17 protein-coding genes are annotated in these 14,986 nt (G+C 43.7%); 7 read left to right on the plus strand and 10 right to left on the minus strand.

What is annotated here, in order from left to right; translation table 11 throughout:
- Positions 1–127: 127 nt before the first annotated feature.
- The 4 genes from traF to IX95_RS15050 all read right to left on the minus strand — a co-directional run bounded on the left by traF (position 128) and on the right by IX95_RS15050 (position 2,534).
- Complete coding sequence (gene traF, locus IX95_RS15035) at positions 128–1,267, minus strand: conjugal transfer protein TraF (protein WP_038161973.1); 1,140 nt, start codon at positions 1,265–1,267, stop codon at positions 128–130.
- Between the two features lie 66 nt (positions 1,268–1,333).
- Positions 1,334–1,651, minus strand: coding sequence for a GIY-YIG nuclease family protein (locus IX95_RS15040; RefSeq protein ID WP_038161424.1), 318 nt, complete (start codon positions 1,649–1,651; stop codon positions 1,334–1,336).
- Positions 1,651–2,310 carry a YceH family protein gene (locus tag IX95_RS15045; RefSeq protein ID WP_038161427.1) on the minus strand — a complete coding sequence of 220 codons (660 nt, stop codon included), beginning with the start codon at positions 2,308–2,310 and terminating at the stop codon, positions 1,651–1,653. The genes IX95_RS15040 and IX95_RS15045 overlap by 1 nt, the downstream gene beginning before the upstream one ends.
- 29 nt (positions 2,311–2,339) lie before the next feature.
- A complete protein-coding gene (locus IX95_RS15050) occupies positions 2,340–2,534 on the minus strand; it encodes a hypothetical protein (RefSeq protein WP_038161429.1) in 195 nt (64 codons plus the stop codon).
- Positions 2,535–2,727: 193 nt separating this feature from the next.
- Between IX95_RS15050 and IX95_RS15055 the strand changes: the two genes are divergently transcribed.
- Both IX95_RS15055 and IX95_RS15060 read left to right on the plus strand, forming a co-directional pair.
- Positions 2,728–3,048, plus strand: coding sequence for a DUF496 family protein (locus tag IX95_RS15055; protein ID WP_006961083.1), 321 nt, complete (start codon positions 2,728–2,730; stop codon positions 3,046–3,048).
- A gap of 294 nt (positions 3,049–3,342) precedes the next feature.
- On the plus strand, positions 3,343–3,594 hold the full coding sequence (locus tag IX95_RS15060; RefSeq protein ID WP_029236068.1) for a YgjV family protein: 252 nt from the start codon (positions 3,343–3,345) through the stop codon (positions 3,592–3,594).
- Between the two features lie 56 nt (positions 3,595–3,650).
- Here IX95_RS15060 and glpK read toward each other — a convergent pair whose 3' ends face one another.
- Positions 3,651–5,165 carry a glycerol kinase GlpK gene (gene glpK, locus IX95_RS15065; RefSeq protein WP_021458028.1) on the minus strand — a complete coding sequence of 505 codons (1,515 nt, stop codon included), beginning with the start codon at positions 5,163–5,165 and terminating at the stop codon, positions 3,651–3,653.
- A gap of 45 nt (positions 5,166–5,210) precedes the next feature.
- Entirely contained in the window at positions 5,211–6,062 is an 852-nt protein-coding gene (locus IX95_RS15070; RefSeq protein WP_006961086.1) for an MIP/aquaporin family protein, read from the minus strand.
- A 475-nt stretch (positions 6,063–6,537) separates the two neighbouring features.
- Between IX95_RS15070 and glpA the strand changes: the two genes are divergently transcribed.
- The 3 genes from glpA to glpC are packed head-to-tail and all read left to right on the plus strand — an operon-like array spanning position 6,538 to position 10,732.
- Positions 6,538–8,205: an anaerobic glycerol-3-phosphate dehydrogenase subunit A gene (gene glpA / locus IX95_RS15075; protein WP_051912574.1), complete on the plus strand. Its 1,668-nt coding sequence runs from the start codon at positions 6,538–6,540 to the stop codon at positions 8,203–8,205.
- The gene (glpB, locus tag IX95_RS15080) at positions 8,202–9,506 is read left to right on the plus strand and encodes a glycerol-3-phosphate dehydrogenase subunit GlpB (RefSeq protein ID WP_038161433.1); all 1,305 of its coding nucleotides are present in this window, start codon (positions 8,202–8,204) and stop codon (positions 9,504–9,506) included. The genes glpA and glpB overlap by 4 nt, the downstream gene beginning before the upstream one ends.
- Positions 9,503–10,732, plus strand: coding sequence for an anaerobic glycerol-3-phosphate dehydrogenase subunit GlpC (gene glpC, locus IX95_RS15085; RefSeq protein ID WP_038161436.1), 1,230 nt, complete (start codon positions 9,503–9,505; stop codon positions 10,730–10,732). The genes glpB and glpC overlap by 4 nt, the downstream gene beginning before the upstream one ends.
- Before the next feature lie 20 nt (positions 10,733–10,752).
- Here the strand turns inward: glpC and IX95_RS15090 are convergent, their stop codons facing one another.
- Both IX95_RS15090 and IX95_RS15095 read right to left on the minus strand, forming a co-directional pair.
- Positions 10,753–11,535, minus strand: a complete 783-nt coding sequence (locus IX95_RS15090; protein ID WP_038161439.1) for a substrate-binding periplasmic protein — start codon at positions 11,533–11,535, stop codon at positions 10,753–10,755.
- A gap of 102 nt (positions 11,536–11,637) precedes the next feature.
- The gene (locus tag IX95_RS15095; protein ID WP_021457580.1) at positions 11,638–12,255 is read right to left on the minus strand and encodes an OmpA family protein; all 618 of its coding nucleotides are present in this window, start codon (positions 12,253–12,255) and stop codon (positions 11,638–11,640) included.
- A 234-nt stretch (positions 12,256–12,489) separates the two neighbouring features.
- Between IX95_RS15095 and IX95_RS15100 the strand changes: the two genes are divergently transcribed.
- Positions 12,490–13,116, plus strand: coding sequence for a thiol:disulfide interchange protein DsbA/DsbL (locus tag IX95_RS15100; RefSeq protein ID WP_038161442.1), 627 nt, complete (start codon positions 12,490–12,492; stop codon positions 13,114–13,116).
- Between the two features lie 15 nt (positions 13,117–13,131).
- On the plus strand, positions 13,132–13,605 hold the full coding sequence (locus tag IX95_RS15105) for an FKBP-type peptidyl-prolyl cis-trans isomerase (protein ID WP_019275886.1): 474 nt from the start codon (positions 13,132–13,134) through the stop codon (positions 13,603–13,605).
- A gap of 35 nt (positions 13,606–13,640) precedes the next feature.
- Here the strand turns inward: IX95_RS15105 and IX95_RS15110 are convergent, their stop codons facing one another.
- Both IX95_RS15110 and IX95_RS15115 read right to left on the minus strand, forming a co-directional pair.
- On the minus strand, positions 13,641–14,051 hold the full coding sequence (locus tag IX95_RS15110) for an NUDIX hydrolase (protein WP_038161444.1): 411 nt from the start codon (positions 14,049–14,051) through the stop codon (positions 13,641–13,643).
- A gap of 216 nt (positions 14,052–14,267) precedes the next feature.
- A complete protein-coding gene (locus IX95_RS15115; RefSeq protein ID WP_038161447.1) occupies positions 14,268–14,924 on the minus strand; it encodes an ATP-dependent zinc protease family protein in 657 nt (218 codons plus the stop codon).
- Between the last annotated feature and the right edge of the window lie 62 nt (positions 14,925–14,986).

Consider the following 14,986-nt stretch of genomic DNA (forward strand, 5'->3'; position numbering starts at 1 on the left):
AGCTAACTTTAGTTTTTAATTTATTAAAGGTTACTATTTGATTCCCAACTATGTCGATTATGTGGTTACAAATTAACCTATTAAAAACATCAACTTACATTAATAGGCTAATTATGCATAATTGAGTCTAGAACGTAAAAGACAAATTACCTGAGATGCCATATTGGTTATCACCAGCATAACTTCCCGCCAAGTCTAGGCTAACCAAATCACCTGGGCTAATACCAATGCCTGCTGTAATTGAGTTGTCTAATGTATCTTCCAAATCAATTTCATAACCAGCTCTGAGTTGTGCCCACCCCATAGCATTACCTTCAATACCAAAACGTAAGAATTGGGTATCATCATTTTGGTCAGTAAATCGCTCCTGCTTAGTCAAATCCCAGTCAACCGTCGCGACAAAATAATCCAGCGCATAAGCACCTGACACTGTCACCTGAGTATCAAGCTTATAAGTACTCACACCGCTTATATCAAGCGTTTGAAGCTCTTGTGAAAACAAGTCTTTAATTGCGATTCCAGCACGGAATTGTTCATAAAACCATACGGCACCAAGGTCCAAGTTAAACGCGTTTTCCTTGGTTTCGCTTTGGTCATAATCACTCAAATCAAAATCTTCCACCGTCAGCGCTTGTTTGTAAGTTCGCATCGTCTGGAATTTTGGTGATATGCCGAGTGAAACATCTTGTCCTGCAAGAGTCATACGTTTTGCAACAGCAACACCAAGCTCGCTGTATCCGAATGCAATCATGTCTACACGAGAGTTTTCATAGCGTGTTTGGGTATTGGAAGAGCTGGAAATATCTGTTTTTGCGATCACATCCGCATAGCCTCGCAAAAATAAATTTGTTGAAAAAGCATTAAGAGGTAACGCAACCGAAGCAACAACACCACCATTCACACCAAGTGGCTTGTCGTCTGCGAGTTGGTCTAAGTAACCATTGATAGTGGCTTCAATTCCTGGTGTAGAAGGGTTGCTTTCAAACTGCTTTATTGCATCCTGAAGATCATCAACCGTTTCAAGGGTTTTGTCTGTATCTCGAATTCGAGCTCCAATACCAGGAAGCAGTATCCCAAACGTATCCGAATCTCGATACACAGCCACCAAAGCGGGGTTGTAGAAAGGCGCTAACACATAATCAGCGGTGGTGACTCCCGTGTTCCCCATCCCATTCCCACGACCATCTGGGACTACTGTTGCTGCGTTAGCGGTTAAAGAAATTAAACCTGTCGCCACTGCTATTGACGTTTTTCTTAATAGTTTCATATCCATATCAACCTTTTTGACGTCTCATAATCAAGGTTAATACAAATTTCAGAAAATGACGGGAATTTAATTGAGTAGATCGATATCGAAAAAGTCACTCAAAGTTGAGCTTCCTGAAATCAAACGCTCCTTTTGAGATTTCGTGAGCTTCTTGATGCGGTACTCTATTTGGGAAGCCACTGAACGATTTTGACCCGCTTTAGCTGACCATTCCAGTGTCAATGGTCCTTTACCCTTTAACGCTTTGGCGCCGGTACCTAGTTGATGTTGAGAGTAGCGTCGCTCAACATCTGTAGTGATACCACAATACAGAGCATTCAAACGTGTTCGGATAAGATAAACGTACCATTCCGAACACGTTGCAGTTTGCTTTGGCTGAGACATTAAGCGGTTAGTTGCTCAACAATTTGACGGAGTTCTGCCATTTCCGACTTTAGCATCGCCACTTCTTGTTCAAGCGCCTCGACACGATCACTATTAACAGCTGGCTGAACAGAAGAAACACTTGTCGCTGCCATAGCTTCTGCATCCACGTCACCACTAAACAAATGCATATAACGTGACTCACGCTTACCGGCTTCACGCGGCAGTTTCACGACCAATGCACCTTCTTCACGTGCAGCCAGCCGTTCCAATATTGCTTCTACTTCTTTAACATCTGAAAATTCGGCCAATCGATTCGTACGCGTTCTCAATTCACCCGGCGTCTGAGCGCCGCGCAGAAGCATGCAGCAAACAATACCTTTCTCTTGCTTGGTCAGTTTCAAATCACCAAATTCAGTGTTGCAAAAACGATGTTGAAACTTGCTGGCACGACTATTAAATCCACTTTCATCGCTAACCAGCCTGCGCCCTATAAGGCTATCGACTGCTTCTTGAACATCCAATTCACTTAAGGCCATAACAGGCTCGCGGTTGCTTTTCTGATTACATGCGCTGGTCAAGCTGTTTAAAGTTAACGGGTAGTAATCAGGTGTAGTGACTTCTTTTTCAATCAGGCAGCCAATAACACGGGCTTCAACAGGATTTAGTTCTATGCTCATTTTTATTTCCTTATTTGAATCTTCCCAAATCAATGTTCAGAAAGGATGGGAACTTTTTTCATGTTTCCGTTTTCATCGATCATCACGATTTTACTACGGTTTAATTCGACTTCCGTCACTTCCTGACGAGTACGCTCTTTTCTGTAAGCTTCGATGATTTTGTTCGAACGCTGGGGCACTTCAGCAGGCTCAATTTTAGGGATAATAATGTCAGAAGTTCGCATAGTGGTGCGGTGTTAGTTGATATCAATAGCGAAATCATATCCTGAACTATAGCCCTTGCTCAATCACCTAATAAGTAGATTGGTGATAAAATCGTCAACGCCTTGTAATGATTGATCTTAAGACTGTTATCGGCAGGAATGTTGTGTTTTAATCGAAGACAGTTAAAGGTAAGTAAATATAGGAAAGAAACCTATGAGTGGTGTATTTGAAATTGTAGCTCAGGCCCGTCGTAAGAATAAGCTAAAGCGTGAACTGCTTGATAATGAAAAAAAGGTTCGTGACAACCGTAAGCGCGTCGATCTTCTTGAGAACCTGATGGACTACATCAAGCCAGATATGACGCCTGATGAGATCGTCGGCATCATCAAAAACATGAAAGCTGATTATGAAGATCGCGTTGATGACCACATCATTAAGAGCGCAGAAATCTCGAAAGAACGTCGTGATATTAGTCGTCGCATCCGTGAGCTAACGGAAGAAGACAAACAAGTGCTTCAGGGTAAAAAGAAGTAGTTGATATCACTAGTAGCACACCAAGCCCACATTACTAAATGTGGGCTTTTTTAGTAATGACAGTTAGAGCAGCCAACATTTTTAGTTATTACAAATTAGTAAACTACATTAAACGTTTGCGTAATCGCTAACCTTCTACAAACCCAAAACTGGGGCTTTCATCACACATTTAGCCCTGTTATATTTTCTACAGATAATTATTCAGACCATTCGAGGCATGGAGCTTCCTCAGTTATCTCAAGGCGAGAAGAATTGGTACCGACACTGTTCGGCAAACTTTTAGAGGGTCAAATTATGGATATGAATATGGTTGAAATTCTAGGCTACGCTGCATCTATCATGGTAGCAATTTCTCTAACCATGAAAGACATTGTTAAGCTGCGCGTGCTGAACTTCATTGGTTGTGCGCTTTTTACTGCTTACGGTCTTATGATTGATGCTTGGCCAGTCGTTGTGACTAATGGCTTTATTGCATGCGTTAATGTTTACTTCCTTGCGAAAATGCAAAGCGAAAAAAAGAGCACTGAAGCAGAAAGTGCTGCATAGCAAATAATTAGCTGAATGAATCAAAACGCCCCGGACATGTCCGGGGCGTTTTTATATCACTCTTCGTCGTGCATGTCTGCCCAAGCCTGAGCACACTTCACGGCACGCTTCCAACCTTTGTAGCGTCGGTTACGCTTTTCTTCATCGTGATGAGGAACAAATGTCTTGTCGATTTCCGCTTTGTCCGCCACTTCATCTAAGCTATCCCAGAAACCAACTGCCAAGCCTGCAAGATAAGCAGCGCCCAACGCCGTAACTTCTGTGACCTTAGGGCGAAGTACTTGTGTATCAAGAACATCCGATTGGAACTGCATCAAGAAGTTGTTCGCAACCGCGCCGCCATCAACACGAAGTGCTTCAAGTTTAATTCCGGAGTCTGCTTGCATTGCATCAAGGACGTCACGTGTTTGGTAAGCGATACCTTCTAGTGTCGCACGGATAATGTGGTTGGAGTTTACGCCGCGCGTCAGTCCAACAATGGTACCACGTGCGTATGCATCCCAGTACGGAGCACCAAGACCAGTAAAGGCAGGTACTACATAAACGCCATTAGATGTGTCTACTTTAGTCGCAAAATATTCAGAATCTTTTGCGTCTGCTAAAAGCTTCATTTCATCACGCAGCCATTGAATCGATGCTCCTCCCATAAAGACCGCACCTTCCAATGCATAAGCTGGTTCACCCGCAGGTCCACAAGCAAGCGTAGTTAGAAGCCCATTCTTTGAGGTCACTTTTTCCTGACCGGTATTCATTAGAAGGAAACAACCCGTACCGTAGGTATTTTTCGCCTGACCTGCGTTGACGCACATCTGACCGTACAGTGCTGCTTGTTGGTCACCCGCAATACCAGCGATTGGGATACGCGTGCCCCCTTTACCACCAATGTTCGTTTGACCGTACACTTCTGATGATTTCTTCACCTCAGGCATCATAGACAACGGAATGTCCATTTCCTTGAGCAGTTTCTCATCCCATTGAAGTGTATTGATATTGAACAGCATCGTACGCGACGCGTTGGTGTAGTCTGTTACGTGAACACGACCTTGAGTCATCTTCCATACCAGCCAAGTATCAACCGTACCAAACAGTAGCTTACCAGCTGCAGCATCTTCACGTGCACCTTCAACGTTGTCCAAAATCCATTTGATTTTGGTACCGGAGAAGTAAGGGTCCAAAACTAGACCTGTATTTTCTTGAATATACTCTTCTAAATTGCGCTGTTTGAGATCCTCACAGATTGCAGCAGTACGACGACATTGCCAAACAATCGCGTTATAAATTGGTTTGCCTGTTTCTTTGTTCCAAACAATGGTTGTTTCACGTTGGTTTGTAATACCAATGCCGGCCACTTCGTCGCTACGAATACCTGATTTACCCAATGCTTCCACCAACACTGAGCTTTGTGTTGCATAGATTTCCATTGGATCATGCTCTACCCAACCCGCTTCTGGGTAAATTTGAGTGAACTCACGCTGAGAAACGCTAACAATATTTGCGTCGTGGTCTAGTACAACCGCTCTTGAACTTGTGGTGCCCTGATCTAGCGCGACTATGTATTTTTGCTCAGTCATGATCATTTCCTTTTCGTTTCTATATTTCTATTAGTAATTTTAGTATTAAACATGCGCTTCTTGATTCTCTTCAGTGTCTTCACACTGATTTGGAATCGTGCAACCTGTACCTGTATTCGGTAGGTATTGAGCGATAAATTTCGGGTAAGCCCAAGCGCCAAAACATGCGCCAGCAATCGGACCTAAAATAGGAACAATAAAGTATGGAATGTCTTTAGCACCTGAGAGCGCATAATCCCAACCTGCAAGGTATGCAAACAACTTAGGAGCAAAGTCACGTGCAGGGTTCATTGCGAAACCTGTTAGTGGACCAAGAGAACCACCAATCACAGCAATCAAAACACCGATAAGTAGAGGGTTCATTGCACCGCGTGCAGCACCGTTGTTTTCATCACCGAGCGCCAAAATAGCAAACATCAGAACTGCTGTGATAACAAACTCAACTGCTAGCGCTCCTGCAAATGACAACGACGCATGAGGGTATGTAGAAAAGATTCCTGCCGTGGCCAGTGCATCTTGGCTGCTGCGAGCAAAACCATGTGCAATTTCGTAATCGACGAACAAATTGCTGTACAGACTGTATACCAATGCAGCTGAACAAAAAGCGCCTAACATTTGAGCGATGATGTATGGAACAACCTTTGCTTTATCAAATCCATGAAAAGCAGCCAATGCAATCGTCACAGCCGGGTTAATGTGCGCTCCTGACACACCTGCTGTACAGTAGATAGCAATCGCAACCCCAAAGCCCCAGACAATACTGATTTCCCATTGCCCAAACTGAGCGCCCGCCAGTACTAAAGCGGCTACACAGCCAACGCCAAAGAATATCAACAGTCCAGTACCTATAAACTCAGCGATACATTCACCAAGTAAGGTTGGTTTTCTATTAGTCATAGTAAGAGTCCTTGTTTACATTAATATGTGCAATTTAGTTTTTTTATTGATTGCGCATTGTATTTTGCATACATGAGCGTGAGATTAAACTTTCACTCCCCATTAATGAGCGTTCGAGCACATTTTGTTATTTTTATGTTCTCTATTTTGTTAATTAAATCAATTTTTTGATCTTCACTTTCAGATTAACTATTAACACTATTCTCATATAATCTGAACGCTTACCCGCTAAGACTTATGCCCGCCAGGCCTTTAATAAAAACAGGTGTATTTACTCTAATTACTACCCCGACATATGTTGAGCTATTGTTACGTATACTTTTTGACAGTTTAAACAGTGTACGCCTGCCCGTATTTTGGCTAATTGAAAACAAACCTGATTGTTTACTAGTAACACAATAACCATTAAATACTCGTTCGCTCATTTGTGAACAAGATATCGAAAACAAAATGAAATTAATGGCACATTATAATTATGGATATTTCACCAAAGGCCAACTTTACTATGGTTAAACGGTTCGAAACTGATGTAGTCATTATCGGTGGGGGCGCAACAGGCACAGGAATCATGCGAGACTGCGCATTACGTGGAATCAACTGCGTTCTGCTAGAACAAGATGACATTGCGTCAGGAACAACAGGACGTAATCATGGCTTACTTCACTCAGGCGCTCGTTACGCCGTCACAGACAAAGAGTCAGCAAAAGAGTGTATTCAAGAAAACCGCATACTAAAGTCAATCGCGAGTCATTGTGTAGAAGAGACAACAGGACTCTTTATTACTTTGCCTGAAGACGATATTAAATTTCAGGACACCTTTATAAGCGCATGCAGTGAAGCAGGGATCGAAACAAAGCGGTTAACAGCAAAACAAACACTTGCTCTTGAGCCCAACACCAACCCTAACCTATTAGGCGCGGTCCAAGTCCCCGATGGCACATTAGATCCATTTCGTTTATGCGCGTCTAATGTTTTAGATGCCAGTGAGCACGGAGCGCGTCTATTCAATAAAACCAGAGTCACCTCCTTAATACGTCATAAAGACACCGTCCTCGGCGTTAACTGCTACAACACTATGCGGAACGAACCCTTTCAGATATTTGCCAAGCAAGTCATCAACGCCGCTGGTATATGGGGACAAAACATTTGCGAGTATGCCGATCTCAGCATCAAGATGTTCCCGGCAAAAGGCTCGTTACTCATACTCGATTATCGAATCAACAATCTCGTAATCAATCGCTGCCGAAAACCTTCAGACGCCGATATATTGGTTCCCGGTGACACAATTTCTCTCATTGGTACTACATCAGAGCATATCGATTACGATCAAATCGATGACCTGCATGTTACCGAGCGAGAAGTCGACGTGTTGCTGAGAGAAGGCGCTAAGCTCGCGCCTATTATGGCTAATACTCGAGTACTCCGCGCGTATGCAGGTGTACGACCATTGGTTTCAGTCGACGATGACGGCAGCGGACGCAACATCAGCCGAGGCATCGTATTACTTGATCACGAAAAGCGAGATGGCCTGAAAGGCTTCACTACCATTACTGGCGGCAAACTCATGACCTACCGCCTAATGGCTGAATGGGCGACAGATTTGTTAGCCGAGAAGCTATCTGTTAACGAGCCATGCACCACACACATCAAGCCTCTTCCCGGCTCAAACAAACCAGTGAACAAGCCAAAGAAAACAGCCAGTATCGTAAAACCTGTCTACGAATCAGCGCATTACCGACATGGTGAACGTGTTACTGACTTTCTGGATGAAAGTACAGAAAAGCAAGCAGTTATTTGTGAATGTGAAATGGTCACAGCAGGAGAAATTGAATACGCGATTAAACAACTCAATGTGCACACTCTGGTCGATTTGCGTCGCCGCACTCGTCTTGGAATGGGGCCTTGTCAGGGAGAGCTTTGCAGTTATCGCGCTGCAAGTTTGTTTAACCAGTACGCCAACCATAGTGGTAATCAGTGTAGTCAGCTTCTCAATGAATTCCTTGAAGAAAGATGGAAGGGTATTAAGCCCATCTTCTGGGGCGATGCGCTTAGAGAGGCTGAATTTAGCCATTGGATTTACGAAGGTTTGTTTGGTGCTGCTCAAATACTTCCTCACAACGAAACTAAGGAGGACCCCAGATGAAGTACGATGTTGCTATTATAGGAGGCGGAATAGCCGGTTACTGCTCAGCTTTAAAATGTTTGGAATCTGGGTTGAAAACGGTCTTGATTAATCAAGGCCATAGCTCCCTGCACTTCTCCTCAGGCTCAATTGATGTACTTGGAAACCTGCCAAATGGCTTGGAAGTGACAGACCCTTTTGAAGGTGTTGCTGCTCTCAAAAAGCTTTCACCTGAGCACCCTTATAGCAAGCTATCTGTTTCTGAGGTGAAACGTGCAATGTTATGGTTTCAGACTCTACTTAATCAGGCTGGGGTTTCGCTCTCATCAAGCAAAAATGGTCATAATCACCATCGAATAACACCTTTGGGGACACTCAAACCCACATGGTTGTCGCAACCATTTGTCCATCAATTGCTTCCCCATTCGTCACTCGAGAGACTCGTTTTAGTCTCTATTGACGGGTTTCGTGATTTTCAACCTCAACTAGCTTTCGATAACTTGAACCAAATTGAAGAATTTAGTCAGGTCGAAAAGAAAATATTGTCGGTTCGTATTCCCGGATTTGATTCTCTACGACAGAATCCAAATGAACTGCGTTCCATCGATATCGCCCGAATACTAAAACAACCCAAAGCATTTTCGAGCCTTGTACATCAGTTAAGCGCAGGAGCGACGGTGGATGACCTTGTCATTCTCCCTGCTATCATGGGAAATGGCGACGGCCTTACGCTGATGGAAAGATTACAAAGCGAGACCCAACTTCGTTTCCATGAAGTGCCAACAATGCCACCTTCCTTGTTAGGAATTAGGCTAGAAGAAGCATTACAAGGCATGTTTACCAAAATGGGTGGAGTGCAACTCAAAGGTGACAAAGTTATTTCCGCACACTGGCACGAGGATAAAAAGGCCATTCGCTCAATACAGACAGCCAACTTAGAAGGCTTTTCGCTCATCGCCAAACACTACGTGCTCGCTTCAGGGAGTTACTTTAGTCATGGTCTGGTTGCTGAATCGAATCGGGTTGTCGAACCAATATTCGACTTAGATGTACATTATCATCAAGACAGACGCCAGTGGCGAGATAAAGACTTTTTCAGCCAATCTTCACACCCATTTATGCAATTTGGTGTGGTCACTGATGACCACTTTAACCCGACTCTAAATGGTCAAACGGTTCGTAACTTACACTGCTGCGGTTCAGTATTATCTCATTACGATCCTATACAACAAGGCTGTGGAGGCGGTGTTGCCATCGCAACCGCTTTCCATGTAGCAAGTAATATTGTCCATGCCATAACGTCAGAGGAGGCCTTAGTATGACCACCTATTTTGCTGATCACGCTCCTCAGGTCACCAGTTTTGATCATTGCATTAAGTGCACCGTTTGTACTGTTTACTGCCCAGTAGCCAAAGCAAACCCGCTCTACCCCGGCCCTAAGCAATCTGGGCCAGATGGAGAGCGACTGCGGATTAAAAACGCCGACTATTATGATGAAGCATTAAAGCTATGTACCAACTGCAAACGCTGCGAAACGGCTTGTCCTTCTGGCGTCAACATTGGTGACATTATTGCCGTGGCAAGAGGAAAATACGCGAAGAAAACTTTGAGCCCGAAACTCATTAGAGATTTTGTCCTCAGTCATACCGATCTTTTCGGGAATTTGGCTACCCCTGTTGCCCCCATAATCAATAGAGTAACGGACAACAAGCCTGTCAAAAAAATCATGCATAAAGCAGTGGGTATTCACGATCACAAATCGTTACCCAAATACTCACACGGAACATTTCGTCGCTGGTACAAAAAACAGGTGTCGGATCAAGCAGGCTATCCTCGTCAAATCAGCTACTTTAACGGCTGCTTTGTCAATTACAACCACCCTCAACTTGGAAAGGATCTGATCAAAGTTCTCAACGCACTAGGCATCGGCGTGCAACTATTGGAAAAGGAAAAGTGCTGTGGTGTCCCACTGATTGCGAACGGCTTTCATAGTAAGGCTCGTCGCAATGCAGAACTAAACATTAAAAATATAGAAGAGGCCGTTATTGAGCGGGGTCATACAGTGCTTTCAACGTCTTCAACTTGCTCATTTACGCTCAAGCAGGAATACCCGCATGTTTTGGGCGTTGAAAATGATCATGTCAGCCATCGTATTGAATACATCACTAAGTTCCTTTTAAAGGAGTTTATGAATGGTAATACGTTGAATATGAAACCGCTCAACAAACGGGTCGTATACCACACACCTTGCCATCTTGAACGAAGTGGTAATGTCATATTCACTTTGGAAGTGCTAAAACAAATACCTGGATTGGAATTAATCGTCCTTGATAGTGAATGCTGTGGTCTGGCAGGAACCTATGGTTTTAAAGAAGAAAACTATGATGTTTCCATGAAAATTGGCCATCATCTATTTGAGTCGATCAAATCAGCCGAAGCAGACTTTGCTATTACTGATTGCGAAACCTGCAAATGGCAAATCGAAGAGAACACACACCTAGAGACTATCCATCCAGTCACATTACTGGCAATGGCCATAGCCCATTAGCTTGTCGCACTGAGGGTACGTCAATAATTGAGATGTGCGTTGAGGATAGATTGTAGATTGCCACTCTTTTTGATGACTTTCAGACCTTCATTGAAAGTCATCAAGTTCTGTACGCTTTCAGGATTTTGATTGGGCAGCAACAGGTGCAGTGTATTCACAAAAAGAGGCCTAGGGTGGTAAGCCAGAAGCTCTCTTTCCGACTCTAGCCCTTCACTTTTAAGTACATAGTTGACGTGCGTAATGTACAGTGGTGACACATCAATAGTCCCTGCGAGCAGTTTCTTGATGTTTTCAGCTTCATCATGCACTCGTTCAACGACCAATGTTCCACTTTGCTCCGCTTTTTCAAACGGTTCACCGTAATAGCCACCAATCAAAGCGCTCACCTTCAAACCTTCCAGGTCTTCCACGCTATCCCAGTCGAATGTCTTGTCTACTTTGTAGAAGAAATGCGCGTTTATCTTATACACAACATCACTTATCAGAAATGACTCTTGGTACTCCTCATTCAGCTCCCATAACGCTGTTGCATCAGCCTTCCCCTGCGCTGCGAAATCAAATGCCTCTTTCCAAGTTGGCAAGTGGACATACTTTACTTCTACATTTTGAGTTTTAAATGCAGCAGTAACAATTTGGGCGTTAATACCATAACCAGGCAATTGTTTAGAGTGATATGGAGGATACTCACCACCAACGGCAATGGTAAGAGTCATCGCAGATGCTGACATTGGAGAGACGATAAAAAGTAAGTGGGCAAAAAATACGCCAAGGGGCTTTGATAAAAACTCAGACTGATGGAGCATAAACTCTCCGCTACACTAAATGGCTAAATACAACCCGAAGAAACGACATCAGGTTGTATTTGAAGAGTCTAGCTTTGGCTTTTGAGTTACGCTAATTTTTGGTCAGTTATTCGAAACGATAAACAGGACTTCTACTCGTCTGTTACAAGCTTTTCCGGCGCTGGTTGTGTTTGAACATGCTGGCACATATTCACCGTAGCCGCGTGTGTAGATAGAATTCATTGCCACATTATTGCTAACCAGTTGTTTTTTCACAGCTTTGGCGCGTTTCATTGAAAGTGAGTCATTAAAAGTCGGCGCTCCAGTACTGTCTGCGTGCCCATCAATCACAATATCAATTCCTGGCTGTGTTGCTAAGTATCGGCCCATCATGTCCAGCCAATACATAGAGTCCGGTTTCACCATTGACGAACCCGTATTGAATTTGATTGTATCGGTTAACTTAACCATGATGTGATTACCCGGCAGTACCTCGTAGTCCACACCATTTTTCAATAGGAAACTTTGCAAATCACTGTAGCTCGTGGTGCGCATCTGCCCCATTGGTCCTTTCACACCAGACGAAGCCAGTTGAGGCGCGTCACCCCAATTCGGGTATCGTACTTCGAAATCTGTTTTTGGCGCAGTCTCTAGCATGTCATCCGTTAGATAACTCATTTCTTTAGCCAGATTGCCACAACCAGTGAGGAGCAAGAGCAAAGGTAAGGCAAGATATTTCATTGATCCACCATTCGTTTCCGTTTCGATACATCATTTATATCGGCAACTTCTGGAATACTTTAATTATAATTTAACCCTTTGCTTATCGCCTGTTGACGACTTAACGTTCTGAAATGATTTAATAAGCATTTCGCGCGGTTTGCTATTTAGTTACTAGCCGTGAAAGAGTAAAATCCGCCTACCGTGATCTCGCTGAAAACACAGCGTGAACAGCGATAATAAAGAGAACACACTATGAAAAAGATAATGACCTTACTGACCATCGCATTTGCCGCTCTCTTGGCTGGTTGTGCAGATAGCGATGTCCCACAGGAAGGTAAGCAATTCCAAAAACTTCCTGTCAACTTATCGACCTTTCGCTTACCTCAAGTGACTGAAGTTTTCTCACTCAATTGTGGCCACTGTAAAAAGATGGAATCAGTTTTGCCTCAATTGGAAGAGCTCACCAAGCAAAACATTGGCAAGATCCACGTGACGTTTAACGAAAGTGCACAAGTTGGCGCCATGATCTATTACACCGCCGAAATGCAATTGGGCAAAAAGCCAGAACCATCAATGATGGATGAATTGTTTACCGCGGCTCAAATGGGCGACGGCGCAACAATGGCCGAGAAAAAGCAAGCCATCGATGATGCCTTCCATTCTCGCGGACTAATCAGCCCTTACGAACTCAAAGAAGATCAGCAAAAACAGTTATTCAGAGCGATGCAAGTCGCTGAAGACATCACTGAAAAAGGTCAAATTAATTCAGTTCCAACCTTTATCGTAAACGGTAAATATATGGTGCTGACATCCGGTCACAAAGATGTTGAAGACATCGCCAAGACCATTAACTATTTAACTAAAAACAACCCTAAGTAAAAACGGAAAGGACTCATGTCTAAAATAATCATCCCAATCGTCGTTTTAGTGCTAGCTGGCTTTATGATTTATCGCACTATGGTTACCAGCAAAGCGGGCGAGCAAAACTTTGCAGCAGGCCAAGCATTTCTTCTTGAGAATGGCGAAAAAGAAGGTGTGGTAACAACGGAAAGTGGCCTGCAATACCTTGTGCTAAACAAAGGCACTGGCACAGTAAATCCAACCGCGAAGAGCAAAGTGAAGGTGCATTATCACGGTACGCTAATCGATGGCACTGTGTTCGACAGCTCTGTTGAGCGTGGTGAACCGATTTCATTCGCTCTCAACCAAGTGATCAAAGGTTGGCAAGAAGGCCTAACCTACATGGTTGAAGGTGACAAGTTCCGCTTGTTCATTCCTAGCCCTCTAGCCTATGGCAAAGGTGGAAGTGGCCCAATTCCACCAGCGTCAACGCTAATATTTGATGTCGAGTTGTTGGAAATCCAATAACCAAAAAGGCCAATCATTCGTGATTGGCCTTTTTTCTATGCAAGCTCTTTTAACTCTCTGCAAAGATGCTTGTTTAAATGTTGCTGAATAAAGTTAACATCAGCCTTATAAAAATCGTGCGTTGGAATCTCATCTGCTGTCATCCAGTGGTAGATTTGCTGCCTTTCTTCAGAATGAGCGATAGGTTGCGCTGATTCACCTGCATGAAGAACAACGTAGTAAATTCTTCCACCATACTCATTAATATCGCTATACGTGGCGACGTGAGATAGTCCACTCAAGTGAGTCTCTTCATGCAGCTCTCTGATGGCGGCATCTGTACCAGACTCATTGCTGTCCACTTCACCGCCGGGAAATTCCATGATCATACCTTGAGTATTTCGGTGACGCTCCTGAATCAGAACTTTTCCATCTCTGATGACTACTGCCATCGATAAATGCTTCATTGGGGGCTCCTTGGATTAAGCTGACTTCATCGGCGTTCTAGCTCAGACGCTTATGTTTTTAGATTTGAAATGTCTGAAGCCGATTCAAGATTGTAAGAACCCGCGAAGGGTAACCGAATATGCATTTAAGTTCTTGCTCGCCTTCAAAAAACGAAATGTAAAACAATAAAAAACGGCACCTTGTTAAAGGTGCCGTTTTGCTCAATGATTTAATGGCTATTTATGCTTTTTCTGAACAAACTTCTTACTCACATCAACCACCGCGACATCTTTAAAGAAGCTGCGCCCGAGGAGTAATGGAAACTTCAAATGAGTGCGGTCTGCAAGCGTGAATTCTGTTTTCTCTTTCAGATCACCAATTTGAATCCATGATTCGACTACAGCACGACGCTCTGATTTTTCCGCACTAGACTGGCGAATCTTAACCCAACGTTCAACGGGAAGAGCAATCTCTTTACTCTTAACCCCATCATGCTCAATTTTGAACTTAACCCAATCTTTGCCATCACGTTCGAACTCGACCACGTCTGTAGCGCTGATCGATGAGGTTGTCGCACCAGTATCAATACGAGCTTTGAAATTCTCTTCAAGTCCTGGAACGTAAACCCATTCTTGCTCACCAAGAATCAGTTTTCCATCTGATGTTTTCTTTGGTTGCGGTTTTGGCTTAGGTTTTGGTTTTTCTTCTGGCTTCACTTCCGGTTCGGGTTCCGGCTCAGTTTCTTTCTCTACTTCTCTTTCTGGCTGCTCTACTTTAGGCTCTTCAATCTGTGGCTTCTGCTCTGGCTCTGCTGGCTGTTGGCCTGTCGTTGAACATGCCATCAAACCACCACTTAGCATAACTGGAATTAGAACCTTCCATGTTTTGTTCATTCGATCACCTAACTCAATAACAAGATACGACCGCTTTAAAAAAGGCCCACATCAGTGTGAGC

The organism is Vibrio sp. B183, assembly GCF_000740665.1.
GTDB lineage: Bacteria > Pseudomonadota > Gammaproteobacteria > Enterobacterales > Vibrionaceae > Vibrio > Vibrio coralliilyticus.

Coding starts and splice junctions, on each gene's coding strand:
- IX95_RS15040 (WP_038161424.1), bottom strand. CDS start 1,651: ATGTCTCAGCCAAAGCAAACTGCAACGTGTTCGGAATGGTACGTTTAT.
- IX95_RS15060 (WP_029236068.1), top strand. CDS start 3,343: ATGGATATGAATATGGTTGAAATTCTAGGCTACGCTGCATCTATCATG.
- IX95_RS15115 (WP_038161447.1), bottom strand. CDS start 14,924: ATGAACAAAACATGGAAGGTTCTAATTCCAGTTATGCTAAGTGGTGGT.
- IX95_RS15090 (WP_038161439.1), bottom strand. CDS start 11,535: ATGCTCCATCAGTCTGAGTTTTTATCAAAGCCCCTTGGCGTATTTTTT.
- glpB (WP_038161433.1), top strand. CDS start 8,202: ATGAAGTACGATGTTGCTATTATAGGAGGCGGAATAGCCGGTTACTGC.
- IX95_RS15095 (WP_021457580.1), bottom strand. CDS start 12,255: ATGAAATATCTTGCCTTACCTTTGCTCTTGCTCCTCACTGGTTGTGGC.
- IX95_RS15055 (WP_006961083.1), top strand. CDS start 2,728: ATGAGTGGTGTATTTGAAATTGTAGCTCAGGCCCGTCGTAAGAATAAG.
- IX95_RS15100 (WP_038161442.1), top strand. CDS start 12,490: ATGAAAAAGATAATGACCTTACTGACCATCGCATTTGCCGCTCTCTTG.
- glpA (WP_051912574.1), top strand. CDS start 6,538: ATGGATATTTCACCAAAGGCCAACTTTACTATGGTTAAACGGTTCGAA.
- glpK (WP_021458028.1), bottom strand. CDS start 5,165: ATGACTGAGCAAAAATACATAGTCGCGCTAGATCAGGGCACCACAAGT.
- IX95_RS15050 (WP_038161429.1), bottom strand. CDS start 2,534: ATGCGAACTTCTGACATTATTATCCCTAAAATTGAGCCTGCTGAAGTG.
- traF (WP_038161973.1), bottom strand. CDS start 1,267: ATGAAACTATTAAGAAAAACGTCAATAGCAGTGGCGACAGGTTTAATT.
- glpC (WP_038161436.1), top strand. CDS start 9,503: ATGACCACCTATTTTGCTGATCACGCTCCTCAGGTCACCAGTTTTGAT.
- IX95_RS15105 (WP_019275886.1), top strand. CDS start 13,132: ATGTCTAAAATAATCATCCCAATCGTCGTTTTAGTGCTAGCTGGCTTT.
- IX95_RS15045 (WP_038161427.1), bottom strand. CDS start 2,310: ATGAGCATAGAACTAAATCCTGTTGAAGCCCGTGTTATTGGCTGCCTG.
- IX95_RS15070 (WP_006961086.1), bottom strand. CDS start 6,062: ATGACTAATAGAAAACCAACCTTACTTGGTGAATGTATCGCTGAGTTT.
- IX95_RS15110 (WP_038161444.1), bottom strand. CDS start 14,051: ATGAAGCATTTATCGATGGCAGTAGTCATCAGAGATGGAAAAGTTCTG.